Source organism: Endozoicomonas sp. ALC020, from assembly GCF_049275935.1.
GTDB lineage: Bacteria > Pseudomonadota > Gammaproteobacteria > Pseudomonadales > Endozoicomonadaceae > Endozoicomonas_A.
Genome location: NZ_CP184830.1, coordinates 893,025 through 912,831, shown reverse-complemented (window position 1 = coordinate 912,831; position 19,807 = coordinate 893,025). Strand labels below are relative to the sequence as shown.

Below are 19,807 nucleotides of genomic sequence, written 5' to 3'. Positions count from 1 at the left end.
GAGTCAACGGTCTCGAAAAACTCATCAGGAGCTAACGGTTATCAGCTGTCCAATGAGTCAGACTTCAGGTGCATGGGCCACGATCATGGCACAGAGCCTGAATACAGTTCAAATCGTAAACTCACCATCAATATTCATGAAAGGACAACCAAAGCCAACGAATGAACTAGCCAAAAAACCAGCAACATGAGAAGCAGTAATGTAGCCATAAGTTTCAAAAGCTATAGGCACACCGTGAAAGCAAATAGCCCCACCAAAGAACGCGAGAGGTCTTAAGTCAGCCAGGCTATTTCCCAATCCAAAAAAAGCTCCAGATACAATAGCTGTATGTACACCAGCAGCCAAAGCAGTCATGACATTATCAGTCCCAGCCAAGCCACGGCCAACATTAATAATGCCATAGGAACCAATAAGAGTTGCCGCAGTTAGAGCAGAGGCAGCAGCACCGACAATAGTATTAGTAACGATTCTGACTACCCGATCACGCAAAAAAGGAGCAGAAAAAGATAACGGCATTTTAGACCTGCAAACAGGACAGGTCATGGATTGCTCAAACCATCTGACAATACATTTTCTTCCAAAGACATGAGTTTCATGACACGGGAGAACTACTTTATCATTACATCGAAGAGCTTCATTATCATCAAAAGATCTGTAACAGATTAGACACTCATCCACAACACCTATTGTCATAAAGTAAACTCCACCCTTGTTAATAGTTAATAATGAGATAAAAAACCGGCAAAGAAGTTCCCCAAATTTTATAACTCACCCTGTGAAAAGCTATTACGATGCCATTCAAGTATGATGGGACTTTCAAAGGCCGGGAAAGTTCAATTTGGATACTGGCTGGTTGCTATTGTGGGAAGTCAACGGTCTCGAAAACAAACGTTTATCAGGTATCCAATGATTCACACAACGAATTCAAATTCACAGTGTTCAAAAACTCTTCGGCAATGGTTGTCAGCTCGTCGGATTTGAGCACCAGAGCGTCACTGGCATTGAGTGCCTGCCGTAAGTAAGAATTCTCAATAGATTTCTCAAAACTATCAGGACCTATGATTCTGGACATCATTGCATACAGTTCATGGGGTGAAGATGGATCATGAGCGCCATAGTCCTTATGAGGGTTAGCATGTATGGAAATATTGCCCCAACAATGTGTTAAACGACCACCTTTTGAGTGTGTCACTCCATACAGGTAATGACTGAAGGCCTGCTCAATCGCCTCGCAGCATTTCATATGTAAATCACAGAAAGACAAATAGTCCCTCGGTGACAACTTAAGGGACTTTATAATGGGCTGGTACTTGCTTTCGATATCATGCTTTTTTTGCTTACGTTCTTCTTGAGTCAGGCATTGCTCATCCAATGCCTTCAGAGCGTCCCGGAGTTGTTTTTCCATCGCCTCATATTGCTTGTATTGTTCCCATAACCGCTTCAAGTCCGGGCTATTCTCTGCTTTTACTTCCATCAGGGCTCTGTGTTTTTTATTGAAGACTGTGACTCCCCACGAAGGCCGCCCCAGGGTAATCACCGGACGGTGGTTTGCGTTGACCGAGGTTAACTGCATAAATGCAGGTTCTTGCAGCAACATTCGTTCTATATTCGGAACTCCCTCAGGTACGTCTGTCCAGTTGTAGTCCAGGATTGAGCGGGCAATTTTATCTTCAAGGAATCGCGAAAACCCACCATGAGAATGAGTGACTAACAGGGCACTATTTTCTTCCCTCATGAAAAGCTCATAACATAACTGCCATCTCTGGCTGATTTTCTCCCCGGACAACACAGTCCGATACCACTTTTTCAGGCAATTAGTGGCTTGAGCCTTCAGTTCATCAATGTCTCTCAGGCGCATTAATAACTGATAATGTTCATCGGCTCCCATAATCGCGTTATCATAAATTGGCACTGGGTCCAGCCAACCCGATGCCAGGGCCTCACGGGCAAAGTGAATAACCGATGGTTTGGCCAAGTGACTGTTTTTCAGTATTTTTACCATTGAACACGACCATTCGAGATGGCTTGCATTGGTATGATTAATCATTATTGGATGGAGTAACTTAAGTTGTTTGGTGACCTGATCTTCATCGCTGTTGGACAATATTTGCACGACTGCCTCTGACATCGAATTGCGGTGAGGGTGGTTGCCAGAGCGCTCAGTACGAACCAACTCCCTCATTTGATACTGATGTGCCTGTCTCGACGTTATAACTGAGACGCCCATGGAAAAACTGGCTAAATCTTTTTCTTTCCAAAGGTTCTTTACAATGTTGAAAGGATGTAGATCTTTGTTTGCCAATGCCCCGAATGTCTCAATGGCTTTGTTCAGTGCTTCATGGTTGATGCCAATGGCTTTAGACAGAGCTTGCTGTTGTGTTAAATCAGCTTCTTTCAGAAGACTCTTCAGGAGTTTCTTAATCTTGTTTGACTGAGTATTAAGATCAATGCCCCTGCTGATGGGCTGGAATTCAGATTTGATTTCTGTTACCCGTGCAGGCCCCCCGCCCAAATTTGCTGACTTCCAGGTTTGGCCCCCATCTTCGGAATACTCAGCAAAGCTGTGGATAAAGTTTGTAATGCTCCGACATGGAATCCCAAAATAACGACAAAAAGCGACAAAAACAGGTGTACGATGTTTGCAGTAACCTTGCCGCTGTGTTACCAGAAAGTGAAAGAAATTTTCGTCTCTCTCTGGTTTGGTTTTACCGGAAAACTGTTTGCAGTAGTCCTTGATCGCCTCAATGCGTTGCGACCTGTTTTCAGCCTTTGTGATTTTCAGCAAAGGCACCTGTATTTCCGTTGGCTGCTGGTCGATGTTTTCAAACAGTTTGTCCAGTACGGCTTTCATCCCTTCTGAACAGTGGGTGTCAAAACCTGCTGGTTGGGCTTCTTGGCCCGGCTCCCTGGACTCTACGACATAAGCAACCTTTATACTCTGGTTGGCTCTTTCCCCGGCAATAAACAGTTTGTGCAGCCCGGTATATCGATCCCTGACCAGGGTGTATGGCCAATCAGGTTCTATGCGCAAGGCCACGATATAGTCGTCAGGCGTCAGGCTTGGCAATGCACATTGACCGTACTTTAATTGCATCTCAAAGGTTGCCAGGGTTTGATTTTTAGCTAATGTCACTGGCTGGTCATGCTCTGGTAACAGCTCAGGTGTGAGCAGTTCCATCCCCTGAAGGTACTTATCACCAATTTCGATCCTCTTGATATTGCCCCCAGCCGTTACAAATATATCCTGTACTCTAAGTCGATACATCTGGGAAGGAAGTTTCTCCGTTTTAAAAACTTTATAATCCCTAAGTTTTGGCCCCGCCAGAGAGTCGTAGTTCGTTATCTGGTCCAATGCCCTGGTCTTTTTCTCTTCGACTTCCGGATCGTATTGTTCAAAAGCACTATCAGCTGATGCTTCCTTAATAAATTCGTACAGCGAATGGTTCGGCAGATTACTTATCCCATGCCAGAACGCTGGCCACCATTGAACTGCCTTGGCGTTCCATAACCTTATTCGCTTATCGGCCTCCTGAAGATAAGGCAGGGAAGCCGACGTCTTCAGTGCCTGCTCCTCTTCTTTCGTCATGGAGAATACACTATTGGCGTCCACGCCTGTCTGGCCAAACTCACGATCAAACCAGCTTTTCTGCCAGTGTCGGTACAGTGCCCGGGTGAGAACATTGTCAGACTCATCCGGCCTTAGGGAAAGTCCGGACGCCTGCCATTGGGCCTGAGCGACCCTTTTGATGATTTCTGTTTTGGCATCCTCTTTACTCGGGTCAGCCTTAAAACAAATTTCATGGTTTTTTTCATCAATGCTGTTGTTATCACTGCTTCGTATCAACCAGGGACGACCAATGTCCGGTAACGTTTCGTTGAACCAACGGCTCAGTTTATCAGCAAGGACTCCTTCGCCCATGGCGGAACCGGATGACTTTGGCAGTTTCTGCAACGATATTTTGGCTGCCATCAGATAAAGCCGGTAGTGCTGATTGAGGTATTGATGAAGTGTTTTTTCGGTAAAATCACCCCCTCTGTCAACCGCCCTGGCGACATTCTGTAAGTCAAGGCTGGTGGGCTGCAACGGCAGGTTTTTCCGTTGCAGGTAAGCCCTTAAACGACAATGTTTCTCAGTCAGCTGTTTAGCCGTGTTTTTTCCTTGCGGGGTCTGAGGCAACACTTTTTCGGCAATGGTCTGCAATTCTTTCTGGTTATACTGCCGGATCGGCAAATGTCGGAAACGTCCTTTCAGCGCCGGTGACAAGGTTTTTCGCCCGCTGTATTCAGGCGGGTTGACGGTAGCAAACAGGTGGAAACCCGGATGGGCGTCACCGGCCAGAATATCGTTTAACTCACCTTCCAGATGCTGGCTGTCGATCAGATTCATTTCCGAAATAACTACGATGCCGCCCTCTATTTTTGCCTTCTGGATAGCCTCACACAGTCTGTCCCAGGAACAGTCACAGGCATTCAGGGGAAAGACTTCCGGCATGGATTCTCCCCGTTGCCTGGCCTGCTGTCTGACACTTTCAATCATCAGGTTCAGCGTGGCATCTTTACCCCGCCCGGCCGGACCTTCAATCAGCGTTGCCTGACGACCGCCGTGTTTTATGTCGTGATGATAAGCCTGCTGAGCGCGGCTTAAATCCTGTCCCAGCCCTTGCACCAGTTCAATGACTGCCAATCCGGAGGTATCAAACTCAGGTCGGATTTCTTTGGTCAATGTTCTGAAGTCCTGCAGCATATCGGGCAGGGTGTGGTTATGAACTCTGTCGCGCAGGGTGTTGTCCGGGTGGTAACGGGCTGCAAACCAGATTTCCAATGCCAAGAGGGCATCCTGGTGAGTCTCGCTGATTTCGGGACCCAGTAGATCCCGGAAACTTTGCTGGATCAAACTGTTGATTTGCTCAGGAGTCACACTGCCAACTGCGGGCTGCGCACGACCAAGATACCAGCCCACCCAACTGCAGATATCGGTTAAATCCCTGGGAGTAAACTCATGCTCGGGCAACAGCTCCTGGTAATATTGCCAGAGTGCCATCACACTCTTGGTGGCAATGTGTGCAATGTCGTTTATTTGATGCCGTTGTAACTGATTGAGTAGGGCTGGTTCGACCACTCTGTCCCGAAGGAAAGCCTGATCCAGACGTGGGTAGTAAGCCCTGGGCAATTTCTCTTTCAGGGCCGGGTCCATTTGGCGCCCGGCGTAATGATCGGGGTTGCCGGTGAGAATCACCCGGTGTTTTTCGCTGACCCTGACAGGATGTCCATTCACATAGATGCAGGGTTGCGGCTCCCATAAGCCATTCAATGACGCCAGCAATCCGGCTTGGGTCAGGTTGGCTTCATCCAGAATCAGGGTGATATATTTTCCTCCAACATTGTCGGAAGGGGTACTGGCCCATTCCATCAGCGCCCGGTTTTGCTGCTCCATAGAACGGTCGCCATCGGCGTGTTTTTGCCACTGCCAGCGTTTCATCAGTGTCTGTTCACTGTCAGAAGGTCCAAGAGAAATGATTGAAGCCTGTCCGGAAGCCTCTGCCATCCGGGCGGAAAAATAGCTTTTCCCGGTGCCGGTTTCCCCCTGCAGGAATAGGACGGGAGAGTCCGCAAAGCGTTCATGGAGTCGGGATAATCGACGGCTTTCACGATCCTGCTGACTCATCTCGCCGTAATAAAGATCCCGGGCCAGTGCTGACAGGGGCATATCAGAGGAACCTTGCCATTGCAGTGATTCAGACAGTCGATGTTCTATGCGCTCAATACCCTCTGCGTCAGAATTCGCTGTTCTGGCACTATGAAAACAATCGCTGGCCAGAGAGTGAATGACATCGGATCGGGTCTGCTCTGATGGCACATATAACTGCCAGCCAGACGTCAGTGCATCCTGCAAACGTTTAATCTGCCGTGTTGGTCTTATGGTTAACGGATGATATGGCCTGACTTTCGACTCTGTGACTTCCAACTGATACGCCATTGCAGGTCGTTGTTTTTCAGGCGTATGGGCCAGAATCATGTTACAGAGCCTGTCCAGGGCTTCTTTTTCACTATGTTTTGGAAATGGTCTTTTATAGGACAGTTGTAGTCCTTCAAATGGTTGTTCCACAGAGAACGAAAATTGCCCGTCGTTAAAGAATGCCGGGTCAAAGGCTCTGGCCAGTTGCCACAGGTTCTGCTGCAAAAATGCTCTATCCAAGCGCTGGGAGCTATTGATGATGGCATTTAACCGGTCCGGGTCTACCCAGGCGGCTTGATGCTTATCCGGTTTCTCATGAGCATGCGGCAGTAGCTGCCAACAGGCCACCTTGACAAAATCACGCACTGACGGATTCTGTCTGGCACCATGGGTGATGACGCTGTCGATGGCTTTGCGCCAGTGCCGAGGCAGGAGCTGTGGAGACCGGTCAACCTGCTGTGCCCGCCGGGCAGCCTGTATCAGGTTATTTAACAGCCCTTCGGTCATTTCAGGCAAAGGGTTACAAAGGTCGTCAGGTACGGTTTTAAACGCTTTGTAGAGTTCATGAAGCGCTTTTTCTGGTAGCTCAGTCCGGGGGATACCATGTTTGGAGGCAGTGATAGTCCAAAGATCGACTTCAGGACACGGACTGCCCGTGGCAACCATTGAACGAAATATGGGAGATGGGCTTTCTGTAAACTCAGGCCAGAGAATTGTGATATGAGCCTTTGGGTACTCCTGTAATTGGCCATTGACCAACAGAGTTTGCTCAACAAACAGGGATTCCAACTGTTGCTGAACTGTTGGATTGCTTTCCAGCCCCCGGAAGACAACCGGCTTGCCAGCGATTAATGCCTCCTGCAATTCACTTTGGTGACGTCCAAAATACGCCTTTTGTTCCGAGGTGATACGGATATTATCAAACAACTGGCTGCAACGGGTCTGCCCATTGACCTGAATGACCAAAGGAGCTTCCTCTTGATGATTGAGCCAATAACTTGCCTCAGCAGGTTGCTGATAAGTGACGGTATTGATGGTATTAAGGATGGCGTGATGACTAATTTTTTCTTGTAGTCCGGACAGTGATGAGTGCTCATCTTTTTTTGTCAATCCCAGGGCTTTTGGCTGCTTGATTGAATGAGCTACCTGAAGTTGCGGCTCCAGGCCTGTGGTCTCGCGAATAGTCTGCAACGAACCCAGCAAACGGAACCAAAGAACTTCAGTGAGTGGAGAGGTTACGGTGACCGTATCACCTGCCTGAACTTGTTCCAACAGGTAGGTATTAGGGACTGCATAGCCTTCCGGGGCAATGGCAATCGGGTTCAGCCAATCGCTGATATTACTCTGGTTGATGATGATCGGATTTCCTGGTGCATCACCAGAGCTGGACAGACTTTGGAACAGTGAATAAAGCTCGTCCTTCCCTACCGGCGTCTGATAAAACTGAACATTGTCGGGTAACTGACAGATCTTCCCGTTGCTTTCAAAACATTGTTGCGCCAGCATCTGACGAATCGTCTGTTCAAAGGCCAGGTCCTGCCAGTTGGCTCCTTTCAAAATCACACGTTGTCCGGCTCGCAGAGACTCAAGTTTGCCGGGGATGTGCTGGATTTGCCCTTGTTGATTCACGCCAGGACCGCCCAGTAGCAACTGTCGCCAGTGACTGTGTAAGTGGCAGTCGATAAGAACGGTATTGTCGTCATCCATAGCACTTTCGGCAGAGGGGAGTTCAGCCAATAACGGAGGAACCTTGTCGATCTCCGCTGGGTCGTCGCCGGTCTGTGCGTCGAACTGCCAGGTATTGCCCGGTCGATTGATTCGCCGCCAGAAATCAGCGCCCGGAGCGCCGACCGCAGGTGCCTCGTCATGTTGGCCAACCGAGGCCAATTGTCCAGGGGCCGCCAGGACCAGCAGAGAAACATGCGCTCCCAGGGGGCGTTTCTTCCGGCTGACTTTGTCATAAAGGCAGGGGTTATCCGGGTCCAGCAGATCGTTAAATTTTGGCAGATCCTCGCTGGTGAGTTTTCGGATATCCATCACCAGGGTCAATGGCTGCGATCCTTCAAAGAGCTTGCCTGAGCGCAAAGTGTGGCGACCATCGCCGGAAATGCTCAAGCGGCTCACCAGGTTAGCTTGTGAGAGGTCATTGGGGTGGGAAATAAGGGTAACATCGCGATTTTCATCGCAGGTCTGGGCAACTAAAAGTTGTCGAATCTCATCATCACTGGTGACAAAACGAAAATCGAAGGCATGAGCGGCCTTTTGGAGCGGGGAATCTGTTGAGGATACCCTTCTCGCCTTGTCAGGCAAAGCAATGGCAGGTGACGATAGGCTGAGTTGGGCTGTTACGTCACAGACCTCTGCTACCGAAGGTGAATCCTGTCTTGCTTTTTTGGCTGGCACGCTGCGATCAGGCTCTGCGCTCTTAAAAAAAGGCCTCTTTATTTTCCCATCAATCCGACCATCCATAGTCAATCTCTCTCCCTACTGCTATTTGAAGGACTGCATTGAAATTAATTGTTTGATGATTGGACTTTAGAACGGGCTTAAAGTTCCATTTGGAGAATTATTCGTTGCCATTGAGGGAAGTCACGAACCTCGAAAAAATCACCATGACCAAACCATGATCAGGTATCCAGTGACTCGTAAATCGAATTCAAATTCACGCTGCTCAAAAACTCTCTGGCAATGGTTGTCAGCTCATCGGATTTGAGCACCAGCGCATGACTGGCGTAACATGCCTGCTGCAAGTAGTCAGCCTGAAGAGATTTCTGAAACTGGCAAGAGCTTTCAATGACAGTCATCATGGCATGGAGCTCTTCCGGTGAGGATGGGTCATGAGCGCCGTAGTTGTTTTCCTCCGAGTATCCATATACTCGGGCATTACCCCAGCAATAGGTTAAGCAACCGCCTTTCGAGTGTGTTATTCCGTAAAGATAATGACTGAAGGCCTGCTGAAGAGCTTCCCTGCATTTGTTTTTTAAATTTCTCACTTTTATGTTCCACTCAGGCGCCCCGACGATAATCACCGGAAGGTGGTTAGCCTTGCCCGGGATGAACTTTGGGAATGCAGGATGATGCACCAGCATTCGTTCTATATTCGGAATGCCCTCAGGTTCGTCTGTCCAGGCTTTCTGCATAGATAAGCTGAGAATGTTCTTTTCCAGAGATGGCGAGAAACCATCATGGCCATGAGTGACAAAAAAACTATTAGCATTGACTGCCTGGAAGCTTCTATAAGGCATCCGCCATATCTGGCTATTGTTTCCTCTGGACAAAAATTGCTTATACCACTTTTTCAGGCAGTGGCTGGCTTTAACCTTGAGTTCATCAACACTGTTCAGAAGCGCCAACAGCTGATGGTGTTCATGGGCCTCTATGATATGGCCTGCATAGGCTGGCAGTGGGTCCAGCCAACCCAGTGACAGGGCTTCCCGGGCAAAGTGAATCACCGAAGGTTTGGCCAGGTTACTGTTTTGCAGAATATGCACTATTGAACTCAACCACTCGAGAGGGTTTGCGCCACCCTGAACAACCGCTCTTGAGTGCAATAACTTGAGTTGTTCAGTGACCTGACCTCCATCACTGTCAGACAGGATTTGTCGGACTGCCTCCGACATCGGTTTATATTTCTGTCCACTGTCGTCATAGACATCACCCACCATTTGCATCTCACCAGCGCCCAATGCTTTTGTCTCCAGTGATTCCAATATTGAGACACCCATGAAAAATCCTGTTAAATCTTTTCTTCCCCAAAGGTTCTTTACCATCTCGAGAGTGCTTAGATGGATTTCTGGCAATTCACAGTCTGTCTTGAGGGTTTGATTCAGTTCCTCAAGATTCATACCAAAGGCTTCAGCCAGAGTTTGCTGTTGTGCTAAATCAGCACCCTCCAGGAGCCCCTGCAAGATATCCCTGGTCTTTCTTAACTCAGTGCCAGAACCACCGACCCTTTTTGTCAGCTGAAAACCAGAGGAGACTTCTTTTGCCTCGAAGGGTGCCCCGCCCAAATCCACTGACTTCCAGGTTTGGCCTCCATCCATGGAGCACTCTGCAAAGGCGTGGATACGGTTAGTGATTTGCCGACATGGAATCCCGAAGTAACGACAAAAAGCGATAAAAACAGGCACACGATGACGACAGCTACCCTGCCGCTCTGTTACCAGGAATTGAAAGAAGTTTTCATTCTCTTCTGGTATTGCAGTACCGGAAAACTCCAGACAATAGTCTCTGATCGCCTCAATGCGTTGCGTTGTTTTTGTAGCGTTTTTTATTCTCTGCAAAGGTACCTGTACTTTGGATGGTTGTTGATTAATATGCGTTAACACTTCCTTCAGTACTTGTTCCATACCTTCTGAACAGCGGGCGTCAAAACGTCCTGATGCTTCTGACCGTGCTTCTGCAGCAGATGTTTTTTCGCCCGGTTCCCGATGTTCTACGATATAAGCAAATTGAATGTTCTGACTGGCTTCGGCCTCTGCAACAGACAGCGTATGAAGCCCGGTATATCGGTCCCTGACCAGGGTAAATCGTAATTCGGGCTCTGTGCGCAGGGCCACGATATAGTCGTCAGGCGTCAGGCTGGGTAAGGCATATCGACTATTGTTTGATGACATCTCAAAGGTTGCCAGCGTTTGGTTTCTGGCTAATGTCACTGGCTGGTCACGCCCTGGTAAACGCGCCGGTAAAAGGACTTCGGCCCCCTGCAGTTGTTGATCATTAATACTGATCTTTTTGACATCGCCCTCAGCAGACACGCAAATATCTTCTGCCCACCATCGATAAATCCCGGGGAAATGGTTCGGCCTGTCAAAAATAATTTGATATTCACGTTGTGGCTCCCCCTCGTTCTCGTAGTTCGTTATCTGGTCCAATGCCGGAGCCTTTTTCTCGTGGGCTTCCGGTATGTACTTTTCAGGTGCCTTATCACTGCCAGTAAAAACGGATGTCTGGTTGATAAAATCGCCTACCAGATGGTTCAGCAGATCACTGATCTGATGCCAGAACGCCGGCCACCATTGGACTTTATCGGCTTTCCACGCCTTTATCCGTTGATCAACCGCCTGAAGATAGGGCTGGTTAGTCAACATTTTCAGCGTTTGTTGCTGTTCTTCCGTCAGGGGAAATACGCTGTTAGCGTCCACGCCTGTCCGGCCAAAATCACCAGCAAACCAGCGTTGCTGCCAGTGCCGGTAAAGTGCCCCGGTGAGAATATCGTCCGACTCGTCCGGCTTCAGGGAAAGACCGGATGCCTGCCACCTGGCCTGAGCCACCTCCCTGATGATCTCCGTTTTTGCTTGCTCTTCAGTTGGACAAGCCTTAAAACGAATTTCATGGTGTTTTTCATCAATAGCGCTGCGATCACTGCGTCGTATTAACCACGGCCGATCAATGCCCGATACCGTTTCATTGAACCAATGGCAAAGTCCGGAATCAAATTCACTTTTCCCCATGGCAATAGCCGAAGACTCGGGCAGTTCCTCCAGCGCCAGGTTGACGGCCATCAGATAAAGCCGGTAGTGCTGATTAAGACATTGATGAACGGCTTTTTCGGTAAAATCGCCTCCTCTGAAGACAGCCCTGGCAACATTCTGTAAATCAAGGCTGGTGGGCTGCAAGGGCAGGTTTTTCTGTTGCAGGTGAGCCCTTAAAAGACAATGTTTTTCTGTTAGCTTGTTGGCGACGAATGTCCCTTCTGAGGACTTTGGCAACACTTTTTCGGCAATGGTCTGCAATTCGGTCGGGTTATACTGTCGGATCGGCAAATGTCGAAAACGTCCTTTCAGCGCTGGTGATAAGGGTTTTCGCCCGCTGTACTCAGGTGGGTTGATGGTGGCAAACAGGTGGAAACCCGGATAGGCGTCACCAGCCAGAATATCGTTTAACTCGCCTTCCAGATGCTGGCTATCGATCAGATTCATTTCCGAAATCACCACGATGGCGCCCTGGATTCTTGCCGTCTGGATCTTTTCACACAGTTTCTCCCAGGAACAATCACAGGCATTCAGGAGCAAGACTTCCGGCATGGATTCTTGCTGTTGTTTAGCCTGCCGTTTGACGCTTTCAATCACCAGGTTGAGAGTGACATCCTTGCCCCGACCCGCCGGGCCTTGAATCAGGGTCGCCTGACGGCCGTCGTGTTTTCTGTCGTGATGATAAGCTTGCTGACAGCGGCTTAAATCCTGCCAAAGCCGTTGCACCAGATCAATGACTGCCGATCCGCAGGTATCAAACTCAGGTCGGATTTCTTTGGTCAGTGTTCTGAAGCCCTGCAGCATATCTGGCAGGGTGTGGTTATGAACCCTGTCGCGTAGGGTATGGTCCGGGTGGTAGCGGGCAGCAAACCAGATTTCCAGTGCCGAGAGGGCATCCTGCTGAGTCTCGTTGATTTCGGGACCCAACACATCCCGAAAACTTTGTTGGATCAAACTGTTCACTTGCTCGCAGCTGGCACTGTCGTCTTCGGATAACGCACGATCCAGATACCAACCCACCCAGCTGCAGATGTCGGTTAAATCCCTGGGGGTAAAATCATGGTCTGGCAACAGCTCCTGATAATATTGCCAGAGTGCCATCACACTCTTGGTGGCACTGTGGGCAATGTCGTTTATTTGATGCCGTTGCAACTGATTGAGCAAAGCTGGTTCCACTACTCTGTCTCGAAGGAAAGCCTGATCCAGGCGTGGGTAATAAGCTCTGGGCAGTTTCTCTTTCAGGGCCGGGTCCATTTGGCGCCCGGTGTAATGATCCGGGTTGCCGGTGAGAATCACCCGGTGTTTTTCGCTGACCCTGACAGGATGACCATTCACATAGATGCAGGGTTGCGGTTCCCATAAGCCGTTCAATGATGCCAGTAATCCGGTTTTGGTGAGGTTAGCCTCATCCAGAACCAGGGTGATGTATTCTCCGTCTTTTTTGTCAGGTTCGGTATGGGCCCATTCCATCAACGCCCGGTTTTGCTGCACCATAGAGCGGTCGCCGTCGGCGTGTTGTTGCCACTGCCAGCGTTCCATCAGGGTCTGTTCGCTATCAGAAGGTCCAAGGGAAATGACTGAAGCTTGTCCCGAAGCCCTGGCCATTTTGGCAGAAAAGTAACTTTTCCCGGTGCCGGTTTCTCCCTGCAGGAATATAACGGGAGAATCCTTAAGCCGGTCGTGGAGTCGGGACAATCGACGGCTTTCACGATCCCGCTGACTCATCTCGCCGTGATAAAGATCCAGGGCCAGTGCTGACCAGAACGTATCAGCGGAACCTCGCCATTTCAGTGATTCAGCCAGCCGATGTTCAATGCGTTCAATGCCTTCTGCCTCAGAATTCGCTGTTCTGGCTATATGAAAACAATCGCTGGCTAGCGCGTGAATGACATCGGATCGCGTCTGCACTAATGGCAAAAGTAACTGCCAGCCAGAAGCCAGTGCATCTTGCAAACGTCTAATTTGTCTTGATGGCCTGATGGCCAACGGTGGATGTTGTTTCGCTGTCTCCGGATCGACTTTCAACTGATACGCCATGGCCTGACGATGCTCTTCAGGCCCGTGGGCCACGATCAGGGCGCAGAGTTTGTCGAGAGCTTCTTTTTTACCCCACCTTGGAAGTGGATTTTCATAGGATAGTAGTAACCCTTTAGATTTAGTGCCCTTGAAAATTGTCGGGTCAGTGGCTCTGGCCAGTGGCCACAGGTTCTGCTCCAAAAACGCTCTATCTAACTGCGGGGCACTGTTGATGATGGCCGTTATCTGATCCGGGTCTACCGAGGGAGGGTGATCCTTATTCGGCTTCTTATCCGGTAACAAATACCAGCAAGCCACTTTCATAAAGTCCCTGACGAGCGGATTCTGCCGGGTGCCATGGGTGATGACGCTATTAACGGCCCTGCGCCAGTGGCGGGGTAAAAGCGTTGAGGACTGATCAACCTGTTGTGCCCGACGGGCAGCCAGTATCAGGTTATTCAACAACTCTTCGGTCATTTCAGGCAGAGGATTACAAAGGTCGGCAGGGACGGTTTTAAACGCTTGGTAAAGTTTATTAAGCGCTTGTTTAGGCAGCTCAGCCCGGGGGATTTCATGCCTGTCGGCATTGATAGCCCAGAGATCGACCTCAGGACAGGGTTTACCCTTGGCGACCAGCGAATGCAAGACCGGAGACGTACTTTTCGCAGACTCAGGCCAGAGTAAGGTGACATCAGCCTGTGGGTAGGCTTGCAATTGACCGTTCACCAACAGAGGTTGCCCAATAACCAGTGGCTCCAGAAGCTGCTGAAGCCTTGGATTACGCTCGAGTCCCCGGAATACAACCGGTTTGCCAGCGGTCAATGCCTCCTGCAATTTACTCTGACGTCGTCCAAAATGCGCCTGTTGTTCCGAGGTGATATGGGTATTATCAAATAGCTGGCTGAAGCCGGTCTGTTCGCTGACCTGAATGACCAAAGGGGATCTCTGCTGATTATTTAGCCAATGACTTGTTTGGGCATGTCGCCGATAAGTGACGGCATTGAAGGTAGCGTGATCTGTGATTGGATGTTCATCGCTTTCTGCCAATCCAAGTGCTTTCGGCTGCCGTCTTGAATCAGCCACCTGAAGTCGGGGCTCCAGATCTGTCGTCTCGCAAATCGTCTGCAGTGAACCCAGCAAACGAAACCAGAGTGCCTCAGTGAGGGGGGACGTTACGGTGACTACACCACCTGCCCGAATTTGTTCCAACAGACAGGTATTTGGGACTGCATAGCCTCCAGGGGTAATGGCAATCGGGCTAAGCCACTCCCTGATATTATTCTGGTTAATGATGATCGGGTTTCCTGGTGCTTGCTCTTTATCATCTTCTTTATTGTTCGAATGAGACAGACTTTGGAACAGTGAATGAAGCTCTTCATTCCCTAACGGCATCCGATAAAACTGAACATCGTCGGGTAATGGACAGATCTTCCCGTTGCTCTCAAAGCACTGTTGCTGGAGCATCTGTCGAACCGTCTGCTCGAAGGCCAGATCCTGCCAGTCGGCCCCTTTCAGAATCACCCGTTGTCCGGCCTTCAATAACTCAAGCTTGCCGGGGATGTGTCGGATTCGCCCTTGTTGGTCCACTCCAGGGCCACCCAGCAGCAACTGCCGGCAGTTGCTGTGCAAGTGGCAGTTAATAAGAAGGGTATTTTCGTCATCCGTAGCACCTTCAGCAGCCGGGAGTTCAGCCAATACCTGAACCTCGTTGATATCCATCAATGAGGCATTGCCGGTCTTTTCGTTGAGCTGCCAGGTATTGCCCGGTCGATTAATTCGCCGCCAGAAATCAGCGCCCGGTGCGTCGGCCGCCGGAGCGCCGACCGCCGGTGCCTCTTCATGCTGGCCAACCGATGCCAACTGTGCGCGATCTGCCAGAACCAGCAGAGCAACATGCTTGCCCAGAGGACGTTTTTTCTGGCTGACTTTGTCGTATAGACAGGGATTATCCGGGTCCAGCAGATCGTTCAATTTGGGCAGTTCTACGCCGGTAAGCTTTCGGATATCGATCACCAGGGTCAATGGCTGCGAGCCTTCAAAAAGCTTGCCTGAATGCAGAGTGTGGCGACCATCACCGGACAGGCTCAACCGGCTCACCAGATTAGCCTGTAAGAGGTCATCAGGATGGGAAATAAGAGAGACATCCCGGCCTTCATCACAGGTCTGGGTGATTAAAAGCTGTCGAACCTCATCATCATTGGCGACAAAACGAAAATCGAAGGAATAAGGGGACTTTAGCAGCGAGGAGTCCGTTAAGGATACAGTTCTTGCTTTGTCAGGCAATATCTCCGAAGATGGCGATATCTTCAGTTTGGATTCTATTTCGGAGCAGATTCCTACACCCTTTTCCTTCGACGACAAATCCCGCGTTGCTCTCTTGGCTGTTACACGACTATCAGGCTCTTGACTCTCAAGAACCGGTTTGGGTAGTTTCCCATCAATCCGGGCATCCATAGTCCATCTCTCTCCTGACATCTGAAAGACTGTATTTAAAATGTTTTAAGTACTCAGGCATACGGAATCGAATATTTCTGGCTTATTGGGCAGGTGCTCTGCAAGGCGCAACGACGGGAACATAGGAGGCTGACCGAGAATAGTCTGCCCTACTGTGGCGGCAGCAAATTGGTCTGAAAATCCGCTTTTGTTCGTCAAATAGCTCGCTATTCTCCTCACAAAACCGAATTTTCATCCTCAATTTTCTGCCGTCCTCGCTACGGGCGCTATTCTCGGTCAGCCTCCTAGGAGCCTGTCCGAGAATAGTCTGCCCTACTGTGGCGGCAGCAAATTGGTCTGAAAATCCGCTTTTGTTCGTCAAATAGCTCGCTATTCTCCTCACAAAACCGAATTTTCATCCTCAATTTTCTGCCGTCCTCGCTACGGGCGCTATTCTCGGTCAGCATCCTAGCAAGCTATGTGACCAGAGTTGCAACACAGCACGACTGCATGGATGCAGGAGCTAGAGCAACGCAGGAGCAGTTGCCGCGAGTGCCTGAACAATGAGTCAGAAAATATGATTTCGTATGGTTGAGTACTTATGATATGACCTTCGAAGTGGACGAAAGTTTCATTCGGATATTTAGTCTTGGCTATTGAAGATGCCGGAGCGGTGACTCAAAACGTGAATGTCACCGGTTTCCGGATTCTTTGTGAGAAGTGGGAAAACGGTCTTGTAAGCTTTGTTCTTGGTTAAATAATATTTCTTCAGTGCAGTTGATTAATAAATAAATCGCAACTACTTTAGAGTGCATATTGATTGAATGTTTGTACAATTGAACGTAAAAAAGAACAGTAGTACTTACAGTGGATATCTTTTTAGTACTGGGATATTGAAGGATTAATGACTCTTAGAACGTTAAATTTCGGGTATTGAAAATGCACTTTCAGCAGCATAGCATCAGGAAAAACTGATCAAAAATTATTCGAATTTTATAGTATGGAAAATGGATTAACACTCAATTTTATAACTGGCTATGAAATCATTAGTATTTTTCTCATCCTTATTCTTGGTTGCTTTGCACGTTCAAGCTTTTGGTTCTACTTCTCTTCATTATCAGGCAGCTCTTATTCCGGGTTTTACTGGAAAATTATTTTCTCCAATACTTCCTCTTGAAAGAGATAGCGCTGAAAAAACGCTATTGAATGCTTTTAAGAAAAAAGTTATAGCGAATCTTAAAGACTGGAAAGACCCCTTTCTTGAAAGCAAGACAAATAAAGTGACAAAAGAGTACCAGGAACTTGATCGCAAAAAAAGTACAGGTCTTTCTAAAAAAGAAAAGGATAACTTTTACCAGTTGGTCTATGACAAAAATGAGGCTGGCAATAGTGCTCATGTCTTGAGTGCTTTTTTATCTTTATTAATTGATACTGCTAACAATGTTTCTTTGAGAGGTAATACAGGTGATATACACGGAATTGTCAGCCTCGGTAATTCAAATGAAAACGGAGCAGCGGGTGGCAAAGGTAATCGGTTGCCTGAAAAAAACGGAAGATCGACCAAGGATCAAAGCCAAGAAGCATCAATGCAATTTAAACCAGGCAAGCGCAAGAGGAAAAAGGAAAAAGAACTTGATTTTGAGGTGCTGGACTTATCACCTCGAGATGCAGCCAAGCACTTCCTGAATACCGTTAATCAACTTGCGAGGGAACATAATATATCCATCAAAAGAATAATCGGGAATAATAAGTGTAAGGGTTCTGGTTATATATATTTCAGCGATGGTAGTTACATTACTAGCAGTGCGAATGTTGAAGAGATATTTGTAGATTTTATATTATTTACGGAAGGGTTGTTAAGAGATCAGAAGTTTGTTTATAGTGATGATGCCGATAAATATCGTTCAGGTCAAAAAATTACTAATAACCAAGTGGAACTAATAGATTCAATTTTTTCAGAAATGTTTGCTCGGAAAGATAAACAGTTGTCAGATAGAAATCATTCATATCGTCGCTATTATCTTCGTGAATTACTATCCGATTACCTTTATGAGAATTACAGAGGCTTTGGCGATGTTGATGGCTATCAGGCAGTTGGGCATGCGACATTTCCATTCTTTGAAAAGATGCTTTTTGGGGAAGGCTATTTTTCAGAATTTGCTGGTTTTATGAGTTTTACTGATCAATATAAGGTAGAAATTATTACAGAGTTAAATAAGAGTTTCAGCTTTATAGATTGCAAGAATGAAATTATCGCTGTCCTTAGAGGTAATGACAAACTCAGAATGGCTTTTAATGAAGAGGTCATGGCGGGGGAGTTTAATAGACGCTGGTTAGATATTCTTGATGATATGTTTCAAGAAAAACCAGACTCAGTCGGACAGGCTCTTCTACCTGATAATCCCATTAATCTCAAATTTGGTGAAGAGTTGGAATATGATTTGGTTTCTAAAGAAGAAGATCAATGGGGCGGGCCAAGTTACTATTATCTTACGAAAGTAGATAAATATATGAAAAAATTAGGAGCCAATAAGGAAGTTGCTTATGATCCTAAGAGGTACACTTTTGATGGTCATTTCTATGTGGCCCCTTTTGTAGATTTTAAAAAATGGCTTGAGGTGAATTGTACGCCTTACTATGATGGTGACGCTGGTGCGGAAAAATGCTTTAAAAAAGTATTTAAACTCGTTGACTTAATGATTAAAGATGGCTTTATAGATCATGCCTCCGGTCACAAGCATGTAGATGCACTCTCTGCTACCCATGGCAACCCCGGCGTTCTACTGGAATTACAGAGGGAGATTGAGAGCAATCCTTATCTAACCAGAGCATTCGGTAATAATGACCGAATTGTTAAAAAAGATGAGGGTCAATGGTACAAATTGTTTTCTGACTATGCTGCTTTGAGAAGCCTGGCAATTGAACGGATAAATTGGATGATTGCTACGTACAATGAGAAGTTGGCTGGTGTAAATTATGGAGAGGGGAGTGCTTATTGGCTAACGGATTCAGAGAAATTGGAAAAGCTTAAACAGTTCTCAAAATTATACAGTCATTTTGTGCAATTGGCGCCTTTGCAAAAAATGTTTGGTGCAGTTGGTAATGTGTTTTTAGATAAATATATGGCTGTATCTTTGTTGCACATTCCAGGAACTGAGATAATTGATCCTTATGGCACAATAGAGTTTCGCTTTTTCCGTTGTCCAGAAAGTATGCAGGAATTAAAATTGATTAATCAGTTTTTAAAAGCCTTGTTCGAATATATCCATGAGCGTCGAATGCGAAATGAGCCGATTGAGTCTGTACCTGACGACATTAAAGCCAGCAAAGATTACACTCCTGAAGAAGTTCTTCATCATACTGTTGAATACTTGCAAAAACTGGGACTGAACCCCGCTGACTATCAAAGCTTTCTGAATAAAGTATCCAAGGATATGTGATCATAAAATGGCGGGTTTGATAGCCCAGCGCAGTTATTATCGGCTCGACCCGTGCGATGGTTTCGATACACACTGGGTGACCGATTAATGACAAGAGAGCCTGTGGTTGTTGATACTCCCTGTTTTTACTTGTTGCTAATCGAAGCTGGTCATCCTCTCGCAGCCCTAACCTCTATGCAAGCTTCCTGATAATGCGAAATGTTAGCTTTTTTTTGGAGTACAGCCACCACATTCAAGTAATGATTGGCATTTTATTCTAAGCTCTCCCCTGCGCCAGTTAATGCGATCCGGGAATGTCTGGGCATACCTGGTGTTCAATTATCGTAACCGCAGCAGGACCATTTTAAGTACGACAGCTTCCCAGTATCTAAGTACCAGGCCTGTTGGTCTCGCATATTCTGGCGAGTGGATTTTTTCATCCTTCAAGGCGTAACGACGGGCGCGTAGCCATAGCTATGCAACCAGAGTTGGAACGCAAAAGGATGGAG

At 47.6% G+C, this 19,807-nt stretch carries 4 protein-coding genes; 1 reads left to right on the top strand and 3 read right to left on the bottom strand.

From position 1 onward, the window contains the following. Positions 1-108: 108 nt before the first annotated feature. From ACOJUO_RS03340 to ACOJUO_RS03330, 3 genes are all read right to left on the bottom strand, one after another. Positions 109-693, bottom strand: coding sequence for an RING finger domain-containing protein (locus ACOJUO_RS03340; RefSeq protein ID WP_422138898.1), 585 nt, complete (start codon positions 691-693; stop codon positions 109-111). Positions 694-895: 202 nt separating this feature from the next. Beyond that, positions 896-8,425 carry an AAA family ATPase gene (locus ACOJUO_RS03335; RefSeq protein WP_422138897.1) on the bottom strand — a complete coding sequence of 2,510 codons (7,530 nt, stop codon included), beginning with the start codon at positions 8,423-8,425 and terminating at the stop codon, positions 896-898. A 158-nt stretch (positions 8,426-8,583) separates the two neighbouring features. Then, positions 8,584-15,900, bottom strand: coding sequence for an AAA family ATPase (locus ACOJUO_RS03330; protein ID WP_422138896.1), 7,317 nt, complete (start codon positions 15,898-15,900; stop codon positions 8,584-8,586). 1,016 nt (positions 15,901-16,916) lie between these two features. Here ACOJUO_RS03330 and ACOJUO_RS03325 point away from each other — a divergent pair. Continuing rightward, on the top strand, positions 16,917-19,319 hold the full coding sequence (locus tag ACOJUO_RS03325; RefSeq protein WP_422138895.1) for a hypothetical protein: 2,403 nt from the start codon (positions 16,917-16,919) through the stop codon (positions 19,317-19,319). Positions 19,320-19,807: the final 488 nt, after the last annotated feature.

Excerpts from the sequence above, each read along its gene's own strand:
- ACOJUO_RS03340 (WP_422138898.1), bottom strand. The coding sequence starts at position 693 with ATGACAATAGGTGTTGTGGATGAGTGTCTAATCTGTTACAGATCTTTT.
- ACOJUO_RS03335 (WP_422138897.1), bottom strand. The coding sequence starts at position 8,425 with ATGGATGGTCGGATTGATGGGAAAATAAAGAGGCCTTTTTTTAAGAGC.
- ACOJUO_RS03330 (WP_422138896.1), bottom strand. The coding sequence starts at position 15,900 with ATGGATGCCCGGATTGATGGGAAACTACCCAAACCGGTTCTTGAGAGT.
- ACOJUO_RS03325 (WP_422138895.1), top strand. The coding sequence starts at position 16,917 with ATGAAATCATTAGTATTTTTCTCATCCTTATTCTTGGTTGCTTTGCAC.